The following is a 14,712-nucleotide window of genomic DNA, read 5'->3' as shown; positions in this document are numbered from 1 at the left end:
CCCAGCCCCTCATTGAGAGCGCCGATTGTGGCGACTCAGGCCAGGCGGCCGCTCTGGAAGTCACGCACCGCCTGCATCAGCTCGGCCTGCGTGTTCATCACGAAGGGGCCGTATTGGGCGATGGGCTCGCCCAGCGGCCGGCCAGCGATCAGCAGCAAGCGGGCCCCCTCCTCGCCTGCCTGCAGGCGCACGCCATCACTGCCTGGCGTGTTGGCCAGGATGGCCATGCGCTGCTGTGGCACGGTGCAGCCGCTGTCGAAGCGCGCGGCACCACGGTAGACATAGACGAAGGCATTGTGGCTGTCCGGCAGGGCCTGCTCGAAGCGGGTCCCAGGCGGCAGGTGCACGTCCAGGTAGACCGGCTCAGTGTGCTCGCGCCGGACCGCACCCGCCACGCCGCGGTGCTCGCCGGCGATGACGCGCACCACCACGCCCTCGCCCTCCCACTGCGGAATCTCGCTGCTCGGGATGTCTCGATACCAGGGCTCGCAGAGCTTGTTCCGGCCGGGCAGGTTGAGCCAGAGCTGGAAACCCTCCATCCGCCCTTGCTCCTGCTCCGGCAGCTCGGAATGGATCACGCCGCGCCCGGCCGTCATCCACTGCACACCCCCGCTCTGCAGCAGGCCTTCATGACCGGCGGAATCACGATGCCGCATGCGGCCTTCCAGCATGTAGGTGATGGTCTCGAAGCCGCGGTGGGGGTGGTCGGGGAAGCCGGCGATGTAGTCTTCGGCCTGGTCCGAACCGAAGGCGTCCAGCATCAGGAAGGGATCCAGGCGCTGCTGCAGCGTGTGGGTCAGCACCCGGGTCAGCTTGACGCCCGCGCCATCGCTGGTGGGCTGTCCGGCGACCAGGCGTTCCACCGGGCGCGGCTGGGTCAGGGTCTGTGGCTGGGTTTGCATGAGGAATCTCCTTTCAGTACGCCTGCCGGCTTCGCGCACGGCCAGAGGCACGGGCGGGCTGCGCCGAAGGGGCAGCCCCGCGAGGACTGGTACACGTCAGGGCGCAGGATGGTGACACGGCCCCTCCCGGCGGCACGCCCGTGCAGGCCGGGACTTACCCTCAGGCAGGCTGCGCCTCGGCTTGGAACAGGGCGGCGATCTGCTCACGGGCGGCGGCCAGGCCGCGGGCCTCGGCGTCCGGGCCCATGGCCAGGCCTTCTGCATAGATGAAGTGCAGGTCCGTCATGCCCAGGAAACCCAGCACGGTCTTCAGGTAGGGGACCATGGTGTCGCTGGGCTGGTCGCGGTAGATGCCGCCGCGGGTGAGCACGATGTAGACCGTCTTGCCCGGCAGCAGGCCTTCCGGGCCGTTGGCGGTGTAGCGGAAGGTCACGCCGGCCTTGGCAACGGCATCGATCCAGTGCTTCAGCTGGGTGGGAATGCCGAAGTTGATCATGGGCACAGCCAGCACCAGCACGTCCTGAGCCTTGACTTGTTCGATCAGGGCCATGTCCTGGGCCACGCGGGCGGCCTGGGCCTCGCTGCGCTGCTCGGCCGGGGTGAACAGGGCCTGCAGGGTGGGTTCATCCAGCGCAGGCAGGGTCTGCTGGCCCAGGTCCAGCACGCTCAGATGCGCGGCCGGCTGGCGTTCACGCAGGGCCGCGACCAGCTCATTGGCCAGGCGGGTGGAGTGCGAACCCTGGCCGTTGGCTTCCAGGCGGCGGGCGCTGCTGTTGATTTGCAGGATGTTCATACCGGGCTCCTTGATCGCCGCGGCGCGGCGTGTTGATGGCATGGCTGAACTTTATTAACTACAAGCCAGCACCAGAAGCCCTTCAAATGGATAAGATTGTTCCACCAAAGGAACAATAGCCATGAGCCTGGAAGCCGATGACCTGCTGCTCTTCGCCCGCGTGATGGAGGCGGGCAGCTTCAGCCGGGCTGCCGAGCGCCTGCACCTGCCCAAGTCCACGGTCTCGCGCCGCATTGCCGCGCTGGAGAATCGCCTGGGGGAAAAGCTGCTGCAGCGCTCCACCCGGCGCCTGGCCCTCACCGACTTCGGCCAGGGCGTGCTGGAGCATGCGCGCGTGGTGGCGTCCGAGGTCGACGGCGCGCTGGCCCTGGCCCTGCACCGCCAGCAGCGGCCGCGCGGCCGGCTCAAGGTGTCCATGCCCGGGGATTTCGCCCAGCAGGCGCTGCCGGACATGCTGTCCCGCTTCGTGCGCGACAACCCAGAGGTGCAGCTAGAACTGGACCTCTCCCCGCGCCGCGTGGACCTGATCGCCGAGGGCTTCGACCTCGCCATCCGCATGGGTGCGCTGCCGGACGATTCCCAGTTGGCCGCGAGACGCCTGGCCCTCATCGGCACCGGGCTCTATGCCTCACCCGCCTACCTCGCGCTGCATGGCGAGCCGCAACTGCCCGAGGCCCTGAGCAGCATGCATGGGCTGATGATCCTGAGCCGCCACGGCGACGCCCAGCCTTGGAAGCTGCGCCGCGCCAAGGGCGCGGACTGGGAGCACTGGGAGGGACTGCCACAGCTCAAGACCCTGGTGAACGCGCCCGACATGCTGCTACGCATGGCCTGCGCCGACGTGGGCATCACCGCAGTGGGAGCGCACTTCGCGCAGCCCTTTGTGGACCGCGGCGAGCTGGTGCGCGTGCTGCCCGACTGGGAGCTGCCGCCCGTGCCCTGCTGGGCGGTCTTCCCGGAGCGACGGCTGATGCCGCTGCGCACGAGAGCCTTTCTCGACGCCATGGGGGATGTGCTCAGCCGCTGCCCCTCGGCCGCGGCGGCTTGAGCTGCGGGGCGAGCCGACTCAGTCCAGCTTGAAACCGATCTCGACCGTGGCCTCGCGCGGCTTGGGGATGGGCGCGAACTTCCACTGCTGAACAGCTGCGATGGCGCTGGAGGCCAGGCGCTTGTTGGCGGAGCCCAGGGCCTCGACCTTGGTGGTCGAGCCATCAGGCTTGACCATGAAGCGCACCATCACCGAGCCATTGCGGATGTTGTTGGCCAGTTGGCGGGGGATGTCGGGATCGACCTTCTGGATCAGGCGCAGGGCCACCTCCTCTTCCGGCTCGGGCTGGGGCGCAGGGCGGGCGGGCTCGGTGGCGGGCGGTGCGGGCGGCGTGGCCGGAGCGGCAGCGACCAGCTCAGGCTTGGGTGCGGGGCTTTCAGGCTCGCGGCTCGCGGCGAGTTGCTGCTCCTGGCTGGCGGCGGGCGCAGGCACGGAAGCGGCCGCCTGTGCCGCCTGTGCGGTGGCAGGTGCAGGCGCATTCCCGGGTTTGGGTGCCGGGGCCTTGGCGGCCTGGGCCGGCTTGGGCGCAGGGGCCGGCGCCTCGGGCTTGGCGGAATGCGTGGCGTGGAACTTGATCCATTGCAGGACCTTGTCGGCGTCCCGCTTGGCGCGGTCGGAATCGCTGATGCCTGACGCGGATCCGGCCTTGCCGGCCGGCTCGGCTGTCTGGCCCGACGCCGGAACGCAGAACAGCAACTGGCAGGCCAGCGCCAACGCGGTGGCGGAATACAGCTTGGTGGACATGCTCATTGCAACCCTAAGACCCCTGGCACGGCGTGGTGCCATCCCACGAACGGCGGCACCTCTGCGGGTGCGTCCGCTGTTCTGATTCAAAAAGCAGGCGGTCTCTTGCGCCTATGACTTTCGGTAACAAGTGTCCCCCACCGGTCTGCAAGCGGCACTGGGGGATTCCACCGAGCCGGCGTGCAGATCGCACGCTTGCTTCTATACTCGCGGCTTGCTCCGGGGAGCCCTGATGCGCCAAGGCGATGGCTTTGGCGTCGGGCTGAGACGTGGTGGAAGCCATGGACCCGCTGAACTTGATCCGGTTCGTACCGGCGTAAGAAGAGCCTGCCAGCCCGTGCATCCTGCCGGGGCTGCGGGCCCTGGAACCAGGGCCGCCATCCACCTGTGATGGCGTACCGCGGCGTCCATGGCCCCATCCCCTGAATGCCCCGCTGGCGCCCTCGCGCCCCGACCCGTCCTGCTCGGCCTCCGGACCTCAACTGGAGACCGCGCATGAACAGCATCACCGACCCCGGCCTGGACGCAGGCAGCCCGCAGGCTCAATCCCTGAGCCAGTCCCTCAGTCTGACCCGCGAACCGCTGCCGGCCTCGCGCAAGATCCACCTGCACGGCCAGATCCACCCTGAGCTGCGGGTGCCCTTGCGCGAGATCGCGCTGACCAACGGCGAGCGCATCAGCGTCTACGACCCCTCAGGGCCCTACACCGACCCCAGTGCCACCATCGACGTCAAGAAGGGCCTGCCCACGCCGCGTGCGGCCTGGGTCGAGGCCCGCGGGGACACCGAGGCCTACGAGGGCCGCGCCATCCAGCTGATCGACGACGGCCTGCGCGACCAGGCCCAGCAGCTGCGCCTGCGCGAGCTCAGCGCCGGGCTGCAGCGCCAGCCGCGCCGAGCCAGGGCGGGGGGCAACGTGAGCCAGATGCACTATGCGCGCCGCGGCCTCATCACGCCGGAGATGGAATTCGTGGCCATCCGCGAGAACCAGCGCCTCGAGTGGATGCGCGAGTACGAGGCCGACGCCGAACGCCAGCAGCGCCTGGCCGGCAATCCCTTTGGGGCCAGCATTCCCGAGGTCATCACGCCGGAGTTCGTGCGCAACGAGATAGCCCGCGGCCGCGCCATCATCCCCGCCAACATCAACCACCCGGAGCTGGAGCCGATGATCATCGGCCGCAACTTCCTGGTGAAGGTCAACGCCAATATCGGCAACTCCGCCGTCAGTTCCTCCATCGAGGAAGAGGTCGAGAAGCTGGTCTGGGCCACGCGCTGGGGTGCAGACACGGTCATGGACCTCAGCACCGGCCGCAACATCCACACGACCCGCGACTGGATCATCCGCAACAGCCCCGTGCCCATCGGCACCGTGCCCATCTACCAGGCGCTGGAGAAGGTGGGCGGCGTGGCCGAGGACCTGACGTGGGAGCTCTTCCGAGACACCCTCATCGAACAGGCCGAGCAGGGCGTGGACTACTTCACCATCCACGCCGGCGTGCGCCTGCCCTTCGTGCCCATGACGGTCAAGCGCCGCACGGGCATTGTCTCGCGCGGGGGGTCCATCCTGGCCAAGTGGTGCATCGCGCATCACCAGGAGAACTTCCTGTACACGCACTTCGAGGAGATCTGCGAAATCATGAAGGCCTACGACGTCAGCTTCTCGCTGGGCGACGGCCTTCGCCCCGGCTCGCTGGCCGATGCCAATGACGAAGCCCAGTTCGCCGAGCTGCGCACCCTGGGCGAACTGACCAAGATCGCCTGGAAGCACGAGGTGCAGACCATGATCGAGGGCCCCGGCCATGTGCCCATGCACATGATCCAGGCCAATATGACCGAGCAGCTCAAGCACTGCGACGAGGCGCCCTTCTACACCCTGGGCCCGCTGACCACCGACATCGCCCCGGGCTACGACCACATCACCAGCGGCATCGGCGCCGCCATGATCGGCTGGTTCGGCTGCGCCATGCTGTGCTACGTGACGCCCAAGGAGCACCTGGGCCTGCCCGACCGCGAGGACGTCAAGCAGGGCCTGATGGCCTACAAGATCGCCGCCCACGCGGCCGACATCGCCAAGGGCCATCCGGGGGCCCGGGCCCGCGACGACGCACTCTCCAAGGCCCGCTTCGAGTTCCGCTGGGAGGACCAGTTCAACCTGGGCCTGGACCCGGAGACGGCGCGCGAGTTCCACGACGAGACCCTGCCCAAGGACAGCGCCAAGGTCGCGCACTTCTGCTCCATGTGCGGCCCCAAGTTCTGCTCCATGAAGATCACGCAGGACGTGCGCGACTACTCGGCCAGGCTGGCGCAGCAGGAGGGCATGGAGGCCAAGAGCGCCGAGTTCAAGGCCCAGGGCGGTGAGCTCTACATCCCCATCCAGAAGGCCTGAGGCCACCGGGGAGGACGCATGAGCGCCACCATCGCCATCGCGGGCGCCGGCCTGGCCGGACGCCTCTTCGCCTGGGCCCTGTCCCGGGCCGGCCACCGTGTGCAGGTCTTCGACGCAAGACCTGGCCCCGAGCCCCAGTTCGATGGCCAGGGCGCCGCGGCCTTCACGGCCGCGGGCATGCTGAGCCCCCTGGCCGAACTGGAGAAGGCCGAGACCGCCATTGCCGCAGCAGGCTGGCGATCGCTGGCCCTGTGGCCGGCCATCGCCAGCCGCTTGAGCCTGCGCCAGCCGATGGGTCTGCAGCTGCGCGGCAGTCTGCTGCTGGCCCAGCGCAGCGACGCCGGGGCTGCCCAGCGCGTGCTGGACCGCCTGCGGCAGCCGGGCCTGGAGGCATTCCCGCAGCCCCAAGCCCTGGACCCGCAAGCCCTGGCCGCGCTGGAGCCGGCCCTGCGCCGCAGCCCTGGCCTGCTGGCCTGGCTGCTGCCGGGCGAAGGCCTGGTCCATCCGCTGGACGCCATGGCCGCCCTGCATGCCGATGCGCCGGACTGCGCCTGGCACTGGTCGCAGCCCGTGGCCCGCTGCGAGGCCGGCTGGCTGCTGCTGGACGACGGCCGCCGCATCGACGCCGACTGGGTCCTGGACTGCCGCGGCCTGGGGGCCAAACCGCAGCTGCCGGACCTGCGCGGTCTGCGCGGCGAGGTCATCGCCCTCGACGCCGCTGGCCATGGCCTGACGCGGCCGGTGCGCCTGCTGCATCCGCGCCATCGCGTCTACCTCGTGCCTCGCACGGCAGAGCAGCTGCTGATCGGCGCCAGCGAGGTCGAGAGCGAGGACCGCAGCCCGGTGAGCCTGCAAAGCGCCGTCGAGCTGATGGCCGCCGCCCACAGCGTGATGCCCCATTTGGCCGAGGCCCGCATCGCACGGCTGGACCGCAATCTGCGCCCCGCCTTTCCCGACCACCTGCCCAGACTGCAGCACGAGCCCGGCCTGCTGCGCCTCAACGGCCTGTACCGCCACGGCTGGCTGCTGGCGCCGGCCCTGGTCGAGCAGTTGCTCAAGGACAGCGGCCTGGGCGCGCTGCCACCATCGCCATGCACCCCGTCATGAGCCCACGCATCAATCACTACGCCACCACCGTGCCCAGCAGCCTGCGGGTGCACCTGGATGGCCAGGCCATGGACATCCCCGAGGGCTGCAGCCTGGCCCAGCTCCTGAGCCTGCTGGGCCAGGCCCCCGAGGCCGTGGCCACCGCCGTCAACGGCCAGCACATCCCGCGCGAGGCGCGTGCCGTGCACGCCCTGGAGGCGGGCGACCAGATCCTGCTGTTCCGCCCCATCGTGGGCGGTTGAGGACATTCCCATGGACGATCTTCTCCACATCGATGGCCGCGCCTTGCGCAGCCGCTTCTTCATCGGCTCCGCGGGCTACCCCAGCCCGCAGGTCCTGGGCGAGGCCATCCGCGCCTCGCAGAGCCAGGTGCTCACCGTCGGGCTCAAGCGCAGCCTTCAGGGCGCGGGCGACAACGGCGCGGTGGCCCTGGCCCTGCAGGCCATCCAGGCCCAGGGCGGCCACCTGCTGCCCAACACCGCCGGCTGCCGCAGCGCGCGCGAGGCAGTCACGCTGGCCCAGATGGCCCGCGAGGTCTACGGCACCACCTGGATCAAGCTGGAGGTGACCGGCGACGAGCACACCCTGCAGCCCGACCCCTTCGAGCTGCTCAACGCCGCCGAGCAGCTGGTGCGCCAGGGTTTCACCGTCTTCCCCTACTGCACCGAGGACCTGGTGCTGTGCCGCCGCCTGCTGGACGCCGGCTGCGAGGTACTCATGCCCTGGGGCGCGCCCATTGGCTCGGGCCAGGGCCTGCTGCACCGGCACGGCCTGCGCACCCTGCGCGAGCGCCTGCCGGAGGCGGTGCTCATCGTCGACGCCGGCCTGGGTGCGCCCTCGCATGCGGCTGAGGCCCTGGAGCTGGGTTTCGATGCCGTGCTCCTGAACTCGGCCGTGGCCCAGTCCCGCGACCCGGTGCGCATGGCCGCGGCCTTCCGTGATGCCGTCATCGCAGGGCGCGAGGCCTGGCGGGCCGGACTGATGGCGCCGCAGGACTTCGCCGTGGCCAGCACGCCGGTGGGCGATCACGCCTTCCTGCTGGGATGAGGACCATGCCGCGCGCCCTGCCCCACCCCTGCCTGCCTTCGCCCTGGCACGAGGACACGGACCCGGCGCTGGAACGCCTGCCGAACTGGCCCGAGGCCGCCGTGCCGCCCGTCATCTGGAGCCTGGCCGGCCACGACAGCGGTGGCGCAGCCGGCCTCAGCGCCGATGCCCGCGCCGCCGCGGCGCTGGGCGTGCACTTGTGCCCGGTGCTGGCCGCTGTCACCGCGCAGAACTCCCTGGGCGTGCAGGCGGTGCAGGCGCTGCCCGCCGCCCAGATCCGTGAACAGCTCGCCGCGTTGAGGCAAGACCTGACCCCACGGGTGATCAAAGCCGGCCTGCTGGGCAGTGTCGAGGCCATCGAGGCCCTGCTGGAGGTGCTGGCGCAGCTGCGCGCTGGCGGCGCCCGCGTGGACCTGGTCGTGGACCCGGTGCTGGGCGCCAGCGCCGGTGGCGCGGCCTTCTGCAATGAGCCCCTGCTGCAGGCCATTCGCGAGCGCCTGCTGCCCGCGGCCACGCTGCTCACCCCCAATCGCCGCGAGGCCCTGCGTCTGCTTGAGCACCTGCCCGGCGACGAGGCGCGCGCAGGCATGGACGTGCCCGCCCTGGCCGCGGCCCTGCGTCAGCACCTGGCGCCGCAGGCCGGCGTGTGCATCACCGGCGGCGACGACGCCCTGCCGGTGCCCGGGGCGCAGGATCTGGCCCTGGACTGGCTGGACCTCGCCGACCACGCCGGCCCCGCCCTGCGCGGCTGGCTGGCCCTGCCCCGCCTGCAGCAGACGCCCCTGCACCACCATGGCAGCGGCTGCACCTTCGCCAGCGCCGCGGCTGCCGCTCTGGCACGCGGCTTTCCCATGGCAGACGCCCTGGTGCTGGCCAAGATGTGCAGCTGGCATGGCCTGCGCCAGGGCTACGCCGCGGGCGCAGGCGCCGGCCCCCTGCGCCCCTCGCCCGACTTCATTCACACGCCCGAGGCGCTGCCCGTGATGGGCTTCGGCGACGAGACCCGACCTGACCCCGCCACCCTGTCACGCTGGCAGGACGTGCTGGCTGGCAGGGCCTGCCGCCCGGAATTCCAGCGGGGGCTCTACGGCATCGTTGACGACGAGGAGCGGCTGGCCGCCGTGGCAGGCGCCGGGCTTCCCCACCTGCAGCTGCGCAGCAAGACAGGCCCCGCCCAGGACAGCGACACCCTGCGCCAGCGCATCGCCAAGGCCGTGCAGTGCATGCGTGGCCACCCCGGCACGCGCTTCTGGGTCAACGACCACTGGCAGTTGGCCCTGGAGCTGGACGCTGGCGGCATACATCTGGGCCAGGAGGACTGGGCTCGCCTGGATGGCGCACAGCGCCGACGCATCCTGGATAGCGGCGTCGCGCTGGGCCTCTCCAGCCACAGCCTGTGGGAGCTGGCCCGCGCCCGCGGCCTGGCGCCCGCCTACATCGCCTGCGGCCCGGTCTGGCCGACCACCACCAAACACATGCCCTGGCTGGCGCAGGGCCTGAGCCAGTTGGCCTGGTGGGTGCGCATGGCAGGCGGGCCTGTGGTGGCCATAGGCGGTGTGCTGGATCCCGAGCAGGCAGAAGCGGTATCCCGTGCGGGCGCAGCCTCCGTGTGCCTGGTGCGAGGACTGGACCCGCAACGACTGCCGGACTACCAGGCGGCGTGGCAGGCCGGCCTCCGGGGCTGTGTCGTCAGCGGCTGAGCCCGCGGGCCTCAATGGCCCAGACGGCCTCGACACGGCCGGCGCGGTGCGCGACCAGCGCATCGTGCAGGTTCAGCGTGGGGTCGCAGTGCCCCGGCACCAGCAGAACCTGCTCGCCCAGCCGCGGCTTGGCGCCGCCGGGCTCTCGGCACTGCAGGATGCCGTGCTCGTCATTGGCCGAGACATAGTCCCAGCGGCTGCTCGCCGCACCGCCCTCCCAGACCCAGGGCATGCCCGATTCGGCGGACAGGGACTTGAGCCCCGCATCCAGTACCGCCCGGTCGCCGCAGCCCTCGCTCATCACGGTGCTGGCCAGCAGCAGGGCGTGCTCGAAGCGTAGGCTGGCATCGGCCACCTCGTTACGGCCGTAGTCCGCATCCATGAAGACATAGGAGCCCGGCTGCAGCTCGGTGTAGAGCCCCAGCCCAAGGTCGAAGGCAGCGCTGCCGGTGCCACCGCCGGTCACGGTCTCGCAGTCCACGCCTTCGTCCTGGAGGCCCTGCAGCACGCTGCGCGCACGGTCGGTGGCGCGCAGCACCGCATCCCGCCGGGCCTCCGCGCCGCGCACGTGCTGCAGGCCGCCCTGATAGGCCTGCAGCCCCTTGAAGCGCAGCTGGCCGGCGTACTGGTCCATCACCTCGATCAGCCGCAGCACGGCCGGCGCGTCGGCCACGCCGCAGCGGTCCTGCCCGATATTGATCTCCACCAGCAGATCCAGCAGGCTGCCGGCCTGCTCGCAGGCCTGGGCCAGTTGCTCGATCGACTGCTCGTGGTCCACACAGACGCTCATCCGCGCGCGGCCGGCCAGGGCGGCCAGCAGGCGCGCCTTGGCCTCGCCGACGACCTCGTTGCTGATGAGAATGTCCGGGATGCCGGCGGCCACGAAGGGGATGGCCTCGCTGACCTTCTGGCAGCAGATGCCCACGGCCCCCGCGCGCATCTGCGCCTGGGCGATGGCCACGCACTTGTGCGCCTTGGCATGCGGCCGCAGGGCCAGCCCGGCGGAGTCCGCTGCGGCCTGCATCTGCCGCACATTGCGCTCGAAGGCGTCCAGGTCCAGCAGCAGGGCCGGGGTATCCACGGCGGTCAGCAGGTCACCGGGCCGGGCGGCCGGCGGCAGCAAAGAGGGGATGGCAGACGGATTCATCGGCCCATTGTGACCCAGCCTTCTAGCGCTGCAAGCCCACGGGCGTATCCTCAACGCATCCACAAGGACAAAGCTGTCTTGAGGAACACGGCTGGAGCACTCCTAGCGCCGAGCTGTCACAGGCCTTCACCGCGCTGGATGCACTGAGAGACCCGTGTGCCCAGCCGCGAGCGCCCACGCTCACCCACGTGTACGACACAGGGTGCCCGCTTCGCCCAGGCCACAAGCGGCCTGGGCGGCCCCTGGTGCGCGCCCAGCCTGCAGACCTGCCAGCGCTCCGAGGACTGGGCGGCCCTCACACACGTGTGCTTGGACTGGAGCCGCAGCCGCCTGACGCATACCGTGCAGAACAGCATCGGCAACTTTGTGGTGCCGGACACCCGCGGGGTCAGCCAACCTGCCGAGGCCGGCTGCAGCGGTGACTGGCAGAACGACATCCACCTGACACCGGAGGGCTGCGACAAGAGGCCCGGCGCAGTTGCAAGGACACGCGGGGCAGCCGGATGTCCAGCCTTCCCCCCTGAAGCGCAGCGGGCTCGGCCGGGCCGGGCGGAAGGAGACGTCGATGGAGACGTCGAAGGCGAAGGCATACTGCAGGCCCCGCGGGCACCGGCCATCCGGCCTGCCGCGGCCTGCCGAGCCCCATGCCCACCACTGCCCTGCTACTCGTCCTTGCCGCCGCGCTGTGCCATGCCAGTTGGAACCTGATCGCCAAGCGCAACGGCGGGGGCAGTGAGTTCGTGCTGATCAGCGCCGTGCTGGTCGGGCTGGTCTGGGCGCCCGTTGCCGTGTGGCAGGGCTGGGATGCCCTGCCACACTTTGGCCGGACCGAATGGGCTGCCCTGGCCGGCAGCACCGTGCTTCACATCGTGTACTTCCGCAGCCTGCTGCACGGCTACCGGGTCTCGGACCTGACAGTGGTCTATCCGGTGGCGCGCGGCAGCGGCCCTCTCCTGAGCACCGCAGGCGCGGTGCTGCTGCTGGGCGAGTCGCTGAGCCTGGCCGGCGGCCTGGGCGCGCTGGCGGTGGTGGGCGGCGTCTTTCTCATCGCCGGGGGCCCCACCCTTCTGCGCCAGGCGCATGAGCCCGGCGCCAAGGAGCGCGTGCTGCGCGGCTTGCGCTGGGGGGCCCTCACCGGCGCCTGCATCGCCGGCTACACCGTGCTGGACGGCTATGCGGTGAAAGTCCTGCTGATTTCACCCGTTGTGCTGGACTACATGGGCAATGTGCTGCGCATCCCGGTGATGCTGCCCCTGGCCCTGCGCAAGCCGGCGGCCTTTCGCAGCGCCTGGCGCCAGCAGTGGCGGGCCGCCCTGGCCGTAGCCGTGTTGGGACCGGCCAGCTACGTGATGGTTCTGTATGCCATGCGACTCGCGCCGCTGAGCCATGTGGCGCCGGCCCGCGAGCTGTCCATGCTCTTCGCCGCCCTTGCCGGTGGCAGTCTGCTGGGCGAGGGCGATCGGGCACTGCGCCTCCTGGGCGCCGCCTTCATTGCCTTGGGCGTGATGGGGCTGGCGCTGGGCTGAGGCAAGCGCCGCGCCGGAGCGCGCCTCAGGGCGAGGCGAAGTCCTGCGTCCAGGTCAGGCGCCCCGTGCCACCGTTGGCGCGCAGGCAGGCAAGGCCCATGTCCATGAAGCGGGCATTCATGATGTTGCGGCAATGCCCCTCGCTGGACATCCAGGCCTGCACCACCGCCTCGACGGTGGGTTGCCCGGCCGCGATGTTCTCCCCCCAGGACGACCACCGATAGCCCGCGGCGCTGATGCGCTGGCCGGCATTGCTGCCGTCGGAGCCGCTGTGGCTGAAGAAGTGGTGATCCACCATGTCTTGCGTATGCCGCCGTGCCGCCTCAGTCAGCGCCGAGCTCCAGCGCAGGGCCGAGACCGGCGGCATCAATTGGCTGCCGCACACCGCCCCGCGCAGGCGCTGCTCATTGACCAGGCGCAGCGCGCTCGCCTGGAAGTCGGGGAGGCCGCAGTCGGCGCTCGCAGGCGTTGGCGTTGGCGTTGGCGTTGGCGTTGGGGCAGGAGCTGGTGCGGGTGCGGGGGCAGGGGCAGGGGCAGGGGCAGGGGCAGGGGCAGGGGCAGGGGCAGGCGCAGGCGCAGGCGCAGGCGCAGGCGCAGGCGCAGGCGCAGGCGCAGGCGCAGGCGCAGGCGCAGGCGCAGGCGCAGGGGCAGGGGCAGGGGCAGGGGCAGGCGCAGGCGCAGGCGCAGGCGCAGGGGCAGGGGCAGGGGCAGGGGCAGGGGCAGGTGCAGGTGCGGGAGCAGGCGCAGGCGCAGGTGCAGGTGCAGGTGCAGGTGCAGGTGCAGGCGCAGGTGCAGGTGCAGGTGCAGGCGTGCTGGCAAAGCCGCCACCGCAGGCCTGCAGCATCAGGGCCGCGCTCAGCAGGCATGAGGTAACAAGCGTCGGGCGGGGCATGGCGGTCATGGGCAGGGCAGTTCGTCAGGAAGGGCGGCGCATTGTGCGGGCCAGAAAGGCACCCAGCGCACCGCCGCTACAACTGCACACGCACGCTCGCAGCTTGTTGCGCGGGAGCCTCGATGGCCGCCCGCCTCCGGCCCGCAAGCGGTGAAGTCCCCAGGCAACAAGGCTGCGGCCGGATGCTAGGCTGCCGAGCTTCTCTGCCCGGTCTCCGCCCATGATTCCCATGCCCCCGCCCGGCACGGTCCTGCCGCCCATTCCACCCACCGCGCCCCGCCTGGTCAACGAAGACCTGGAGCAGGGTCGCAACTACTGGGTGTGCGACGACATGCTGCCCCATGCCCAGGAAATCCGTGAGCGCTGCCTGCGCCACCAGAACTGGCACTACGGTTTCCCGCACGCCAAGGAAAGCTGGCCGGGCATGCGCTTTCACGGCGCACTCAACCCCGGAGAGCTGGCGCAGGTCGAAAGCCATGTGCGGGAGCTGACCGGCGCCCGTCGCCTGTGGGTGGGGACTGCGCCCAATGGCGCCACCCTGGACTGCAATGTCGCGCAGCTGGTGGGCGCACAGGAGTGTGGGGCCCGCCCGCACACGGACCGCCGCGACCTCTGCACCTATGCCGCCGTGCTCTACCTGCACCCGGACCCGCCGCCGGACACCGGCACCAGTTTCTATCGCCTGCGCTATCCCAACGGCGCCATGGGCGGCAACCTGGTGGGCGCCCCGCACAGGAGCCTGGTCGATGCCCTCAATGTGCGCAGCCTGCCACCGCAGGCCTGGTACGAGGAGCACCGGGTGGACAACCGCTTCAACCGCCTGCTGGTCTACAAGGCAGCCCTGGTCCACAGCGCGACCCGCTACTTCGGCGAAACCCTGGAGGACAAGCGCCTGACAGCCGTCTTCTTCTGGATGGCAGAGCACTGAGTTCTTCACGCTCTTCTTCACACTTCGCACGCCCTCCTTGCTGGCCGGGCTTGTCAGTGGGTCGACGCTAGGCTAGCGTTCGACCACGCTCATGAAGGCCCTCATGAAAAAGATTCTGATCGTCGATGACCAGGATGAGATCCGCGATCTGCTGCGCATGACGCTGGAGCTGGCGCAGAGCTTCGCGCTGAGCGAGGCCAGCAACGCTGCCGACGCCCTGGCTCAGGTGCGCCGCGACTGCCCTGATCTTGTCTTGATGGATGTCATGCTGCCCGGTGGCATGTCCGGGCTGGAAGCCTGCCGTCAGATCAAGCAGATGCCAGAGGCCCGTCCAACGCCCAAGGTGATCATCGTCAGCGCCCGCCCCTTCGAGGACCTGCGGGCAGAGTTCGAGGCCTCCGGGGCCGATCTCTTCATCGCCAAGCCCTTCGGCCCCATCCAACTGGTGCAGGGCATCAGCAGCCTCTACAACGGCAGCAACGCCTGAATCCGG

General features: G+C 70.4%; 15 protein-coding genes and 1 riboswitch. Of the genes, 9 read left to right on the top strand and 6 right to left on the bottom strand.

The genetic code is table 11. The features are described 5' to 3' along the window. Positions 1-35: 35 nt before the first annotated feature. Entirely contained in the window at positions 36-902 is an 867-nt protein-coding gene (locus ACS5PK_RS11810; RefSeq protein WP_439440439.1) for a pirin family protein, read from the bottom strand. A gap of 160 nt (positions 903-1,062) precedes the next feature. After that, complete coding sequence (locus tag ACS5PK_RS11805; protein WP_439440438.1) at positions 1,063-1,695, bottom strand: FMN-dependent NADH-azoreductase; 633 nt, start codon at positions 1,693-1,695, stop codon at positions 1,063-1,065. A 121-nt stretch (positions 1,696-1,816) separates the two neighbouring features. Between ACS5PK_RS11805 and ACS5PK_RS11800 the strand changes: the two genes are divergently transcribed. Continuing rightward, positions 1,817-2,743, top strand: coding sequence for a LysR substrate-binding domain-containing protein (locus ACS5PK_RS11800; protein WP_439440437.1), 927 nt, complete (start codon positions 1,817-1,819; stop codon positions 2,741-2,743). Positions 2,744-2,761: 18 nt separating this feature from the next. Here ACS5PK_RS11800 and ACS5PK_RS11795 read toward each other — a convergent pair whose 3' ends face one another. After that, the gene (locus ACS5PK_RS11795) at positions 2,762-3,487 is read right to left on the bottom strand and encodes an energy transducer TonB (protein ID WP_439440436.1); all 726 of its coding nucleotides are present in this window, start codon (positions 3,485-3,487) and stop codon (positions 2,762-2,764) included. 210 nt (positions 3,488-3,697) lie between these two features. Next, positions 3,698-3,827: riboswitch (TPP riboswitch) on the top strand. A 155-nt stretch (positions 3,828-3,982) separates the two neighbouring features. On the opposite strand from ACS5PK_RS11795, the gene thiC reads away from it, so the two are divergent. The 5 genes from thiC to ACS5PK_RS11770 are packed head-to-tail and all read left to right on the top strand — an operon-like array spanning position 3,983 to position 9,726. Continuing rightward, on the top strand, positions 3,983-5,872 hold the full coding sequence (gene thiC, locus ACS5PK_RS11790; protein WP_439440435.1) for a phosphomethylpyrimidine synthase ThiC: 1,890 nt from the start codon (positions 3,983-3,985) through the stop codon (positions 5,870-5,872). A gap of 18 nt (positions 5,873-5,890) precedes the next feature. Continuing rightward, positions 5,891-6,979 carry an FAD-dependent oxidoreductase gene (locus ACS5PK_RS11785; protein ID WP_439440434.1) on the top strand — a complete coding sequence of 363 codons (1,089 nt, stop codon included), beginning with the start codon at positions 5,891-5,893 and terminating at the stop codon, positions 6,977-6,979. Further along, positions 6,976-7,221 carry a sulfur carrier protein ThiS gene (gene thiS, locus ACS5PK_RS11780; RefSeq protein WP_439440433.1) on the top strand — a complete coding sequence of 82 codons (246 nt, stop codon included), beginning with the start codon at positions 6,976-6,978 and terminating at the stop codon, positions 7,219-7,221. Before ACS5PK_RS11785 ends, thiS begins: the two co-directional genes overlap by 4 nt. Before the next feature lie 10 nt (positions 7,222-7,231). After that, positions 7,232-8,026, top strand: a complete 795-nt coding sequence (locus tag ACS5PK_RS11775) for a thiazole synthase (RefSeq protein ID WP_439440432.1) — start codon at positions 7,232-7,234, stop codon at positions 8,024-8,026. Positions 8,027-8,031: 5 nt separating this feature from the next. Continuing rightward, positions 8,032-9,726 (top strand): bifunctional hydroxymethylpyrimidine kinase/phosphomethylpyrimidine kinase, encoded by a 1,695-nt coding sequence (locus ACS5PK_RS11770; RefSeq protein WP_439440431.1) that lies wholly within the window; start codon positions 8,032-8,034, stop codon positions 9,724-9,726. On the opposite strand, the gene ACS5PK_RS11765 is transcribed toward ACS5PK_RS11770, so the two are convergent. After that, positions 9,716-10,873, bottom strand: a complete 1,158-nt coding sequence (locus ACS5PK_RS11765; protein ID WP_439440430.1) for a DSD1 family PLP-dependent enzyme — start codon at positions 10,871-10,873, stop codon at positions 9,716-9,718. The two genes, ACS5PK_RS11770 and ACS5PK_RS11765, sit on opposite strands and share 11 nt — an antisense overlap. Positions 10,874-11,517: 644 nt before the next feature. Here ACS5PK_RS11765 and ACS5PK_RS11760 point away from each other — a divergent pair. Next, entirely contained in the window at positions 11,518-12,399 is an 882-nt protein-coding gene (locus ACS5PK_RS11760; protein WP_439440429.1) for an EamA family transporter, read from the top strand. Positions 12,400-12,424: 25 nt separating this feature from the next. Here the strand turns inward: ACS5PK_RS11760 and ACS5PK_RS11755 are convergent, their stop codons facing one another. Both ACS5PK_RS11755 and ACS5PK_RS11750 read right to left on the bottom strand, forming a co-directional pair. Beyond that, the gene (locus ACS5PK_RS11755; RefSeq protein ID WP_439440428.1) at positions 12,425-12,766 is read right to left on the bottom strand and encodes a CAP domain-containing protein; all 342 of its coding nucleotides are present in this window, start codon (positions 12,764-12,766) and stop codon (positions 12,425-12,427) included. After that, the gene (locus ACS5PK_RS11750; protein ID WP_439440427.1) at positions 12,766-13,218 is read right to left on the bottom strand and encodes a hypothetical protein; all 453 of its coding nucleotides are present in this window, start codon (positions 13,216-13,218) and stop codon (positions 12,766-12,768) included. The genes ACS5PK_RS11755 and ACS5PK_RS11750 overlap by 1 nt, the downstream gene beginning before the upstream one ends. 293 nt (positions 13,219-13,511) lie before the next feature. On the opposite strand from ACS5PK_RS11750, the gene ACS5PK_RS11745 reads away from it, so the two are divergent. After that, on the top strand, positions 13,512-14,219 hold the full coding sequence (locus ACS5PK_RS11745) for a DUF6445 family protein (protein ID WP_439440426.1): 708 nt from the start codon (positions 13,512-13,514) through the stop codon (positions 14,217-14,219). Positions 14,220-14,322: 103 nt separating this feature from the next. Further along, positions 14,323-14,706 carry a response regulator gene (locus ACS5PK_RS11740; RefSeq protein WP_439440425.1) on the top strand — a complete coding sequence of 128 codons (384 nt, stop codon included), beginning with the start codon at positions 14,323-14,325 and terminating at the stop codon, positions 14,704-14,706. Positions 14,707-14,712: the final 6 nt, after the last annotated feature.

Source organism: Roseateles sp. DB2 (genome assembly GCF_051857535.1).
In the GTDB taxonomy this organism is placed as follows: Bacteria; Pseudomonadota; Gammaproteobacteria; order Burkholderiales; family Burkholderiaceae_C; genus Roseateles_B.
The sequence above is the reverse complement of the archived record's forward strand: the minus strand, read 5'-3'. Positions and strand labels throughout refer to the sequence as shown.

Excerpts from the sequence above, each read along its gene's own strand:
- ACS5PK_RS11770 (WP_439440431.1), top strand. The coding sequence starts at position 8,032 with ATGCCGCGCGCCCTGCCCCACCCCTGCCTGCCTTCGCCCTGGCACGAG.
- thiS (WP_439440433.1), top strand. The coding sequence starts at position 6,976 with ATGAGCCCACGCATCAATCACTACGCCACCACCGTGCCCAGCAGCCTG.
- thiC (WP_439440435.1), top strand. The coding sequence starts at position 3,983 with ATGAACAGCATCACCGACCCCGGCCTGGACGCAGGCAGCCCGCAGGCT.
- ACS5PK_RS11765 (WP_439440430.1), bottom strand. The coding sequence starts at position 10,873 with ATGAATCCGTCTGCCATCCCCTCTTTGCTGCCGCCGGCCGCCCGGCCC.
- ACS5PK_RS11740 (WP_439440425.1), top strand. The coding sequence starts at position 14,323 with ATGAAAAAGATTCTGATCGTCGATGACCAGGATGAGATCCGCGATCTG.
- ACS5PK_RS11785 (WP_439440434.1), top strand. The coding sequence starts at position 5,891 with ATGAGCGCCACCATCGCCATCGCGGGCGCCGGCCTGGCCGGACGCCTC.
- ACS5PK_RS11800 (WP_439440437.1), top strand. The coding sequence starts at position 1,817 with ATGAGCCTGGAAGCCGATGACCTGCTGCTCTTCGCCCGCGTGATGGAG.
- ACS5PK_RS11805 (WP_439440438.1), bottom strand. The coding sequence starts at position 1,695 with ATGAACATCCTGCAAATCAACAGCAGCGCCCGCCGCCTGGAAGCCAAC.
- ACS5PK_RS11810 (WP_439440439.1), bottom strand. The coding sequence starts at position 902 with ATGCAAACCCAGCCACAGACCCTGACCCAGCCGCGCCCGGTGGAACGC.
- ACS5PK_RS11795 (WP_439440436.1), bottom strand. The coding sequence starts at position 3,487 with ATGTCCACCAAGCTGTATTCCGCCACCGCGTTGGCGCTGGCCTGCCAG.
- ACS5PK_RS11775 (WP_439440432.1), top strand. The coding sequence starts at position 7,232 with ATGGACGATCTTCTCCACATCGATGGCCGCGCCTTGCGCAGCCGCTTC.
- ACS5PK_RS11760 (WP_439440429.1), top strand. The coding sequence starts at position 11,518 with ATGCCCACCACTGCCCTGCTACTCGTCCTTGCCGCCGCGCTGTGCCAT.
- ACS5PK_RS11755 (WP_439440428.1), bottom strand. The coding sequence starts at position 12,766 with ATGCCGCCGGTCTCGGCCCTGCGCTGGAGCTCGGCGCTGACTGAGGCG.
- ACS5PK_RS11745 (WP_439440426.1), top strand. The coding sequence starts at position 13,512 with ATGATTCCCATGCCCCCGCCCGGCACGGTCCTGCCGCCCATTCCACCC.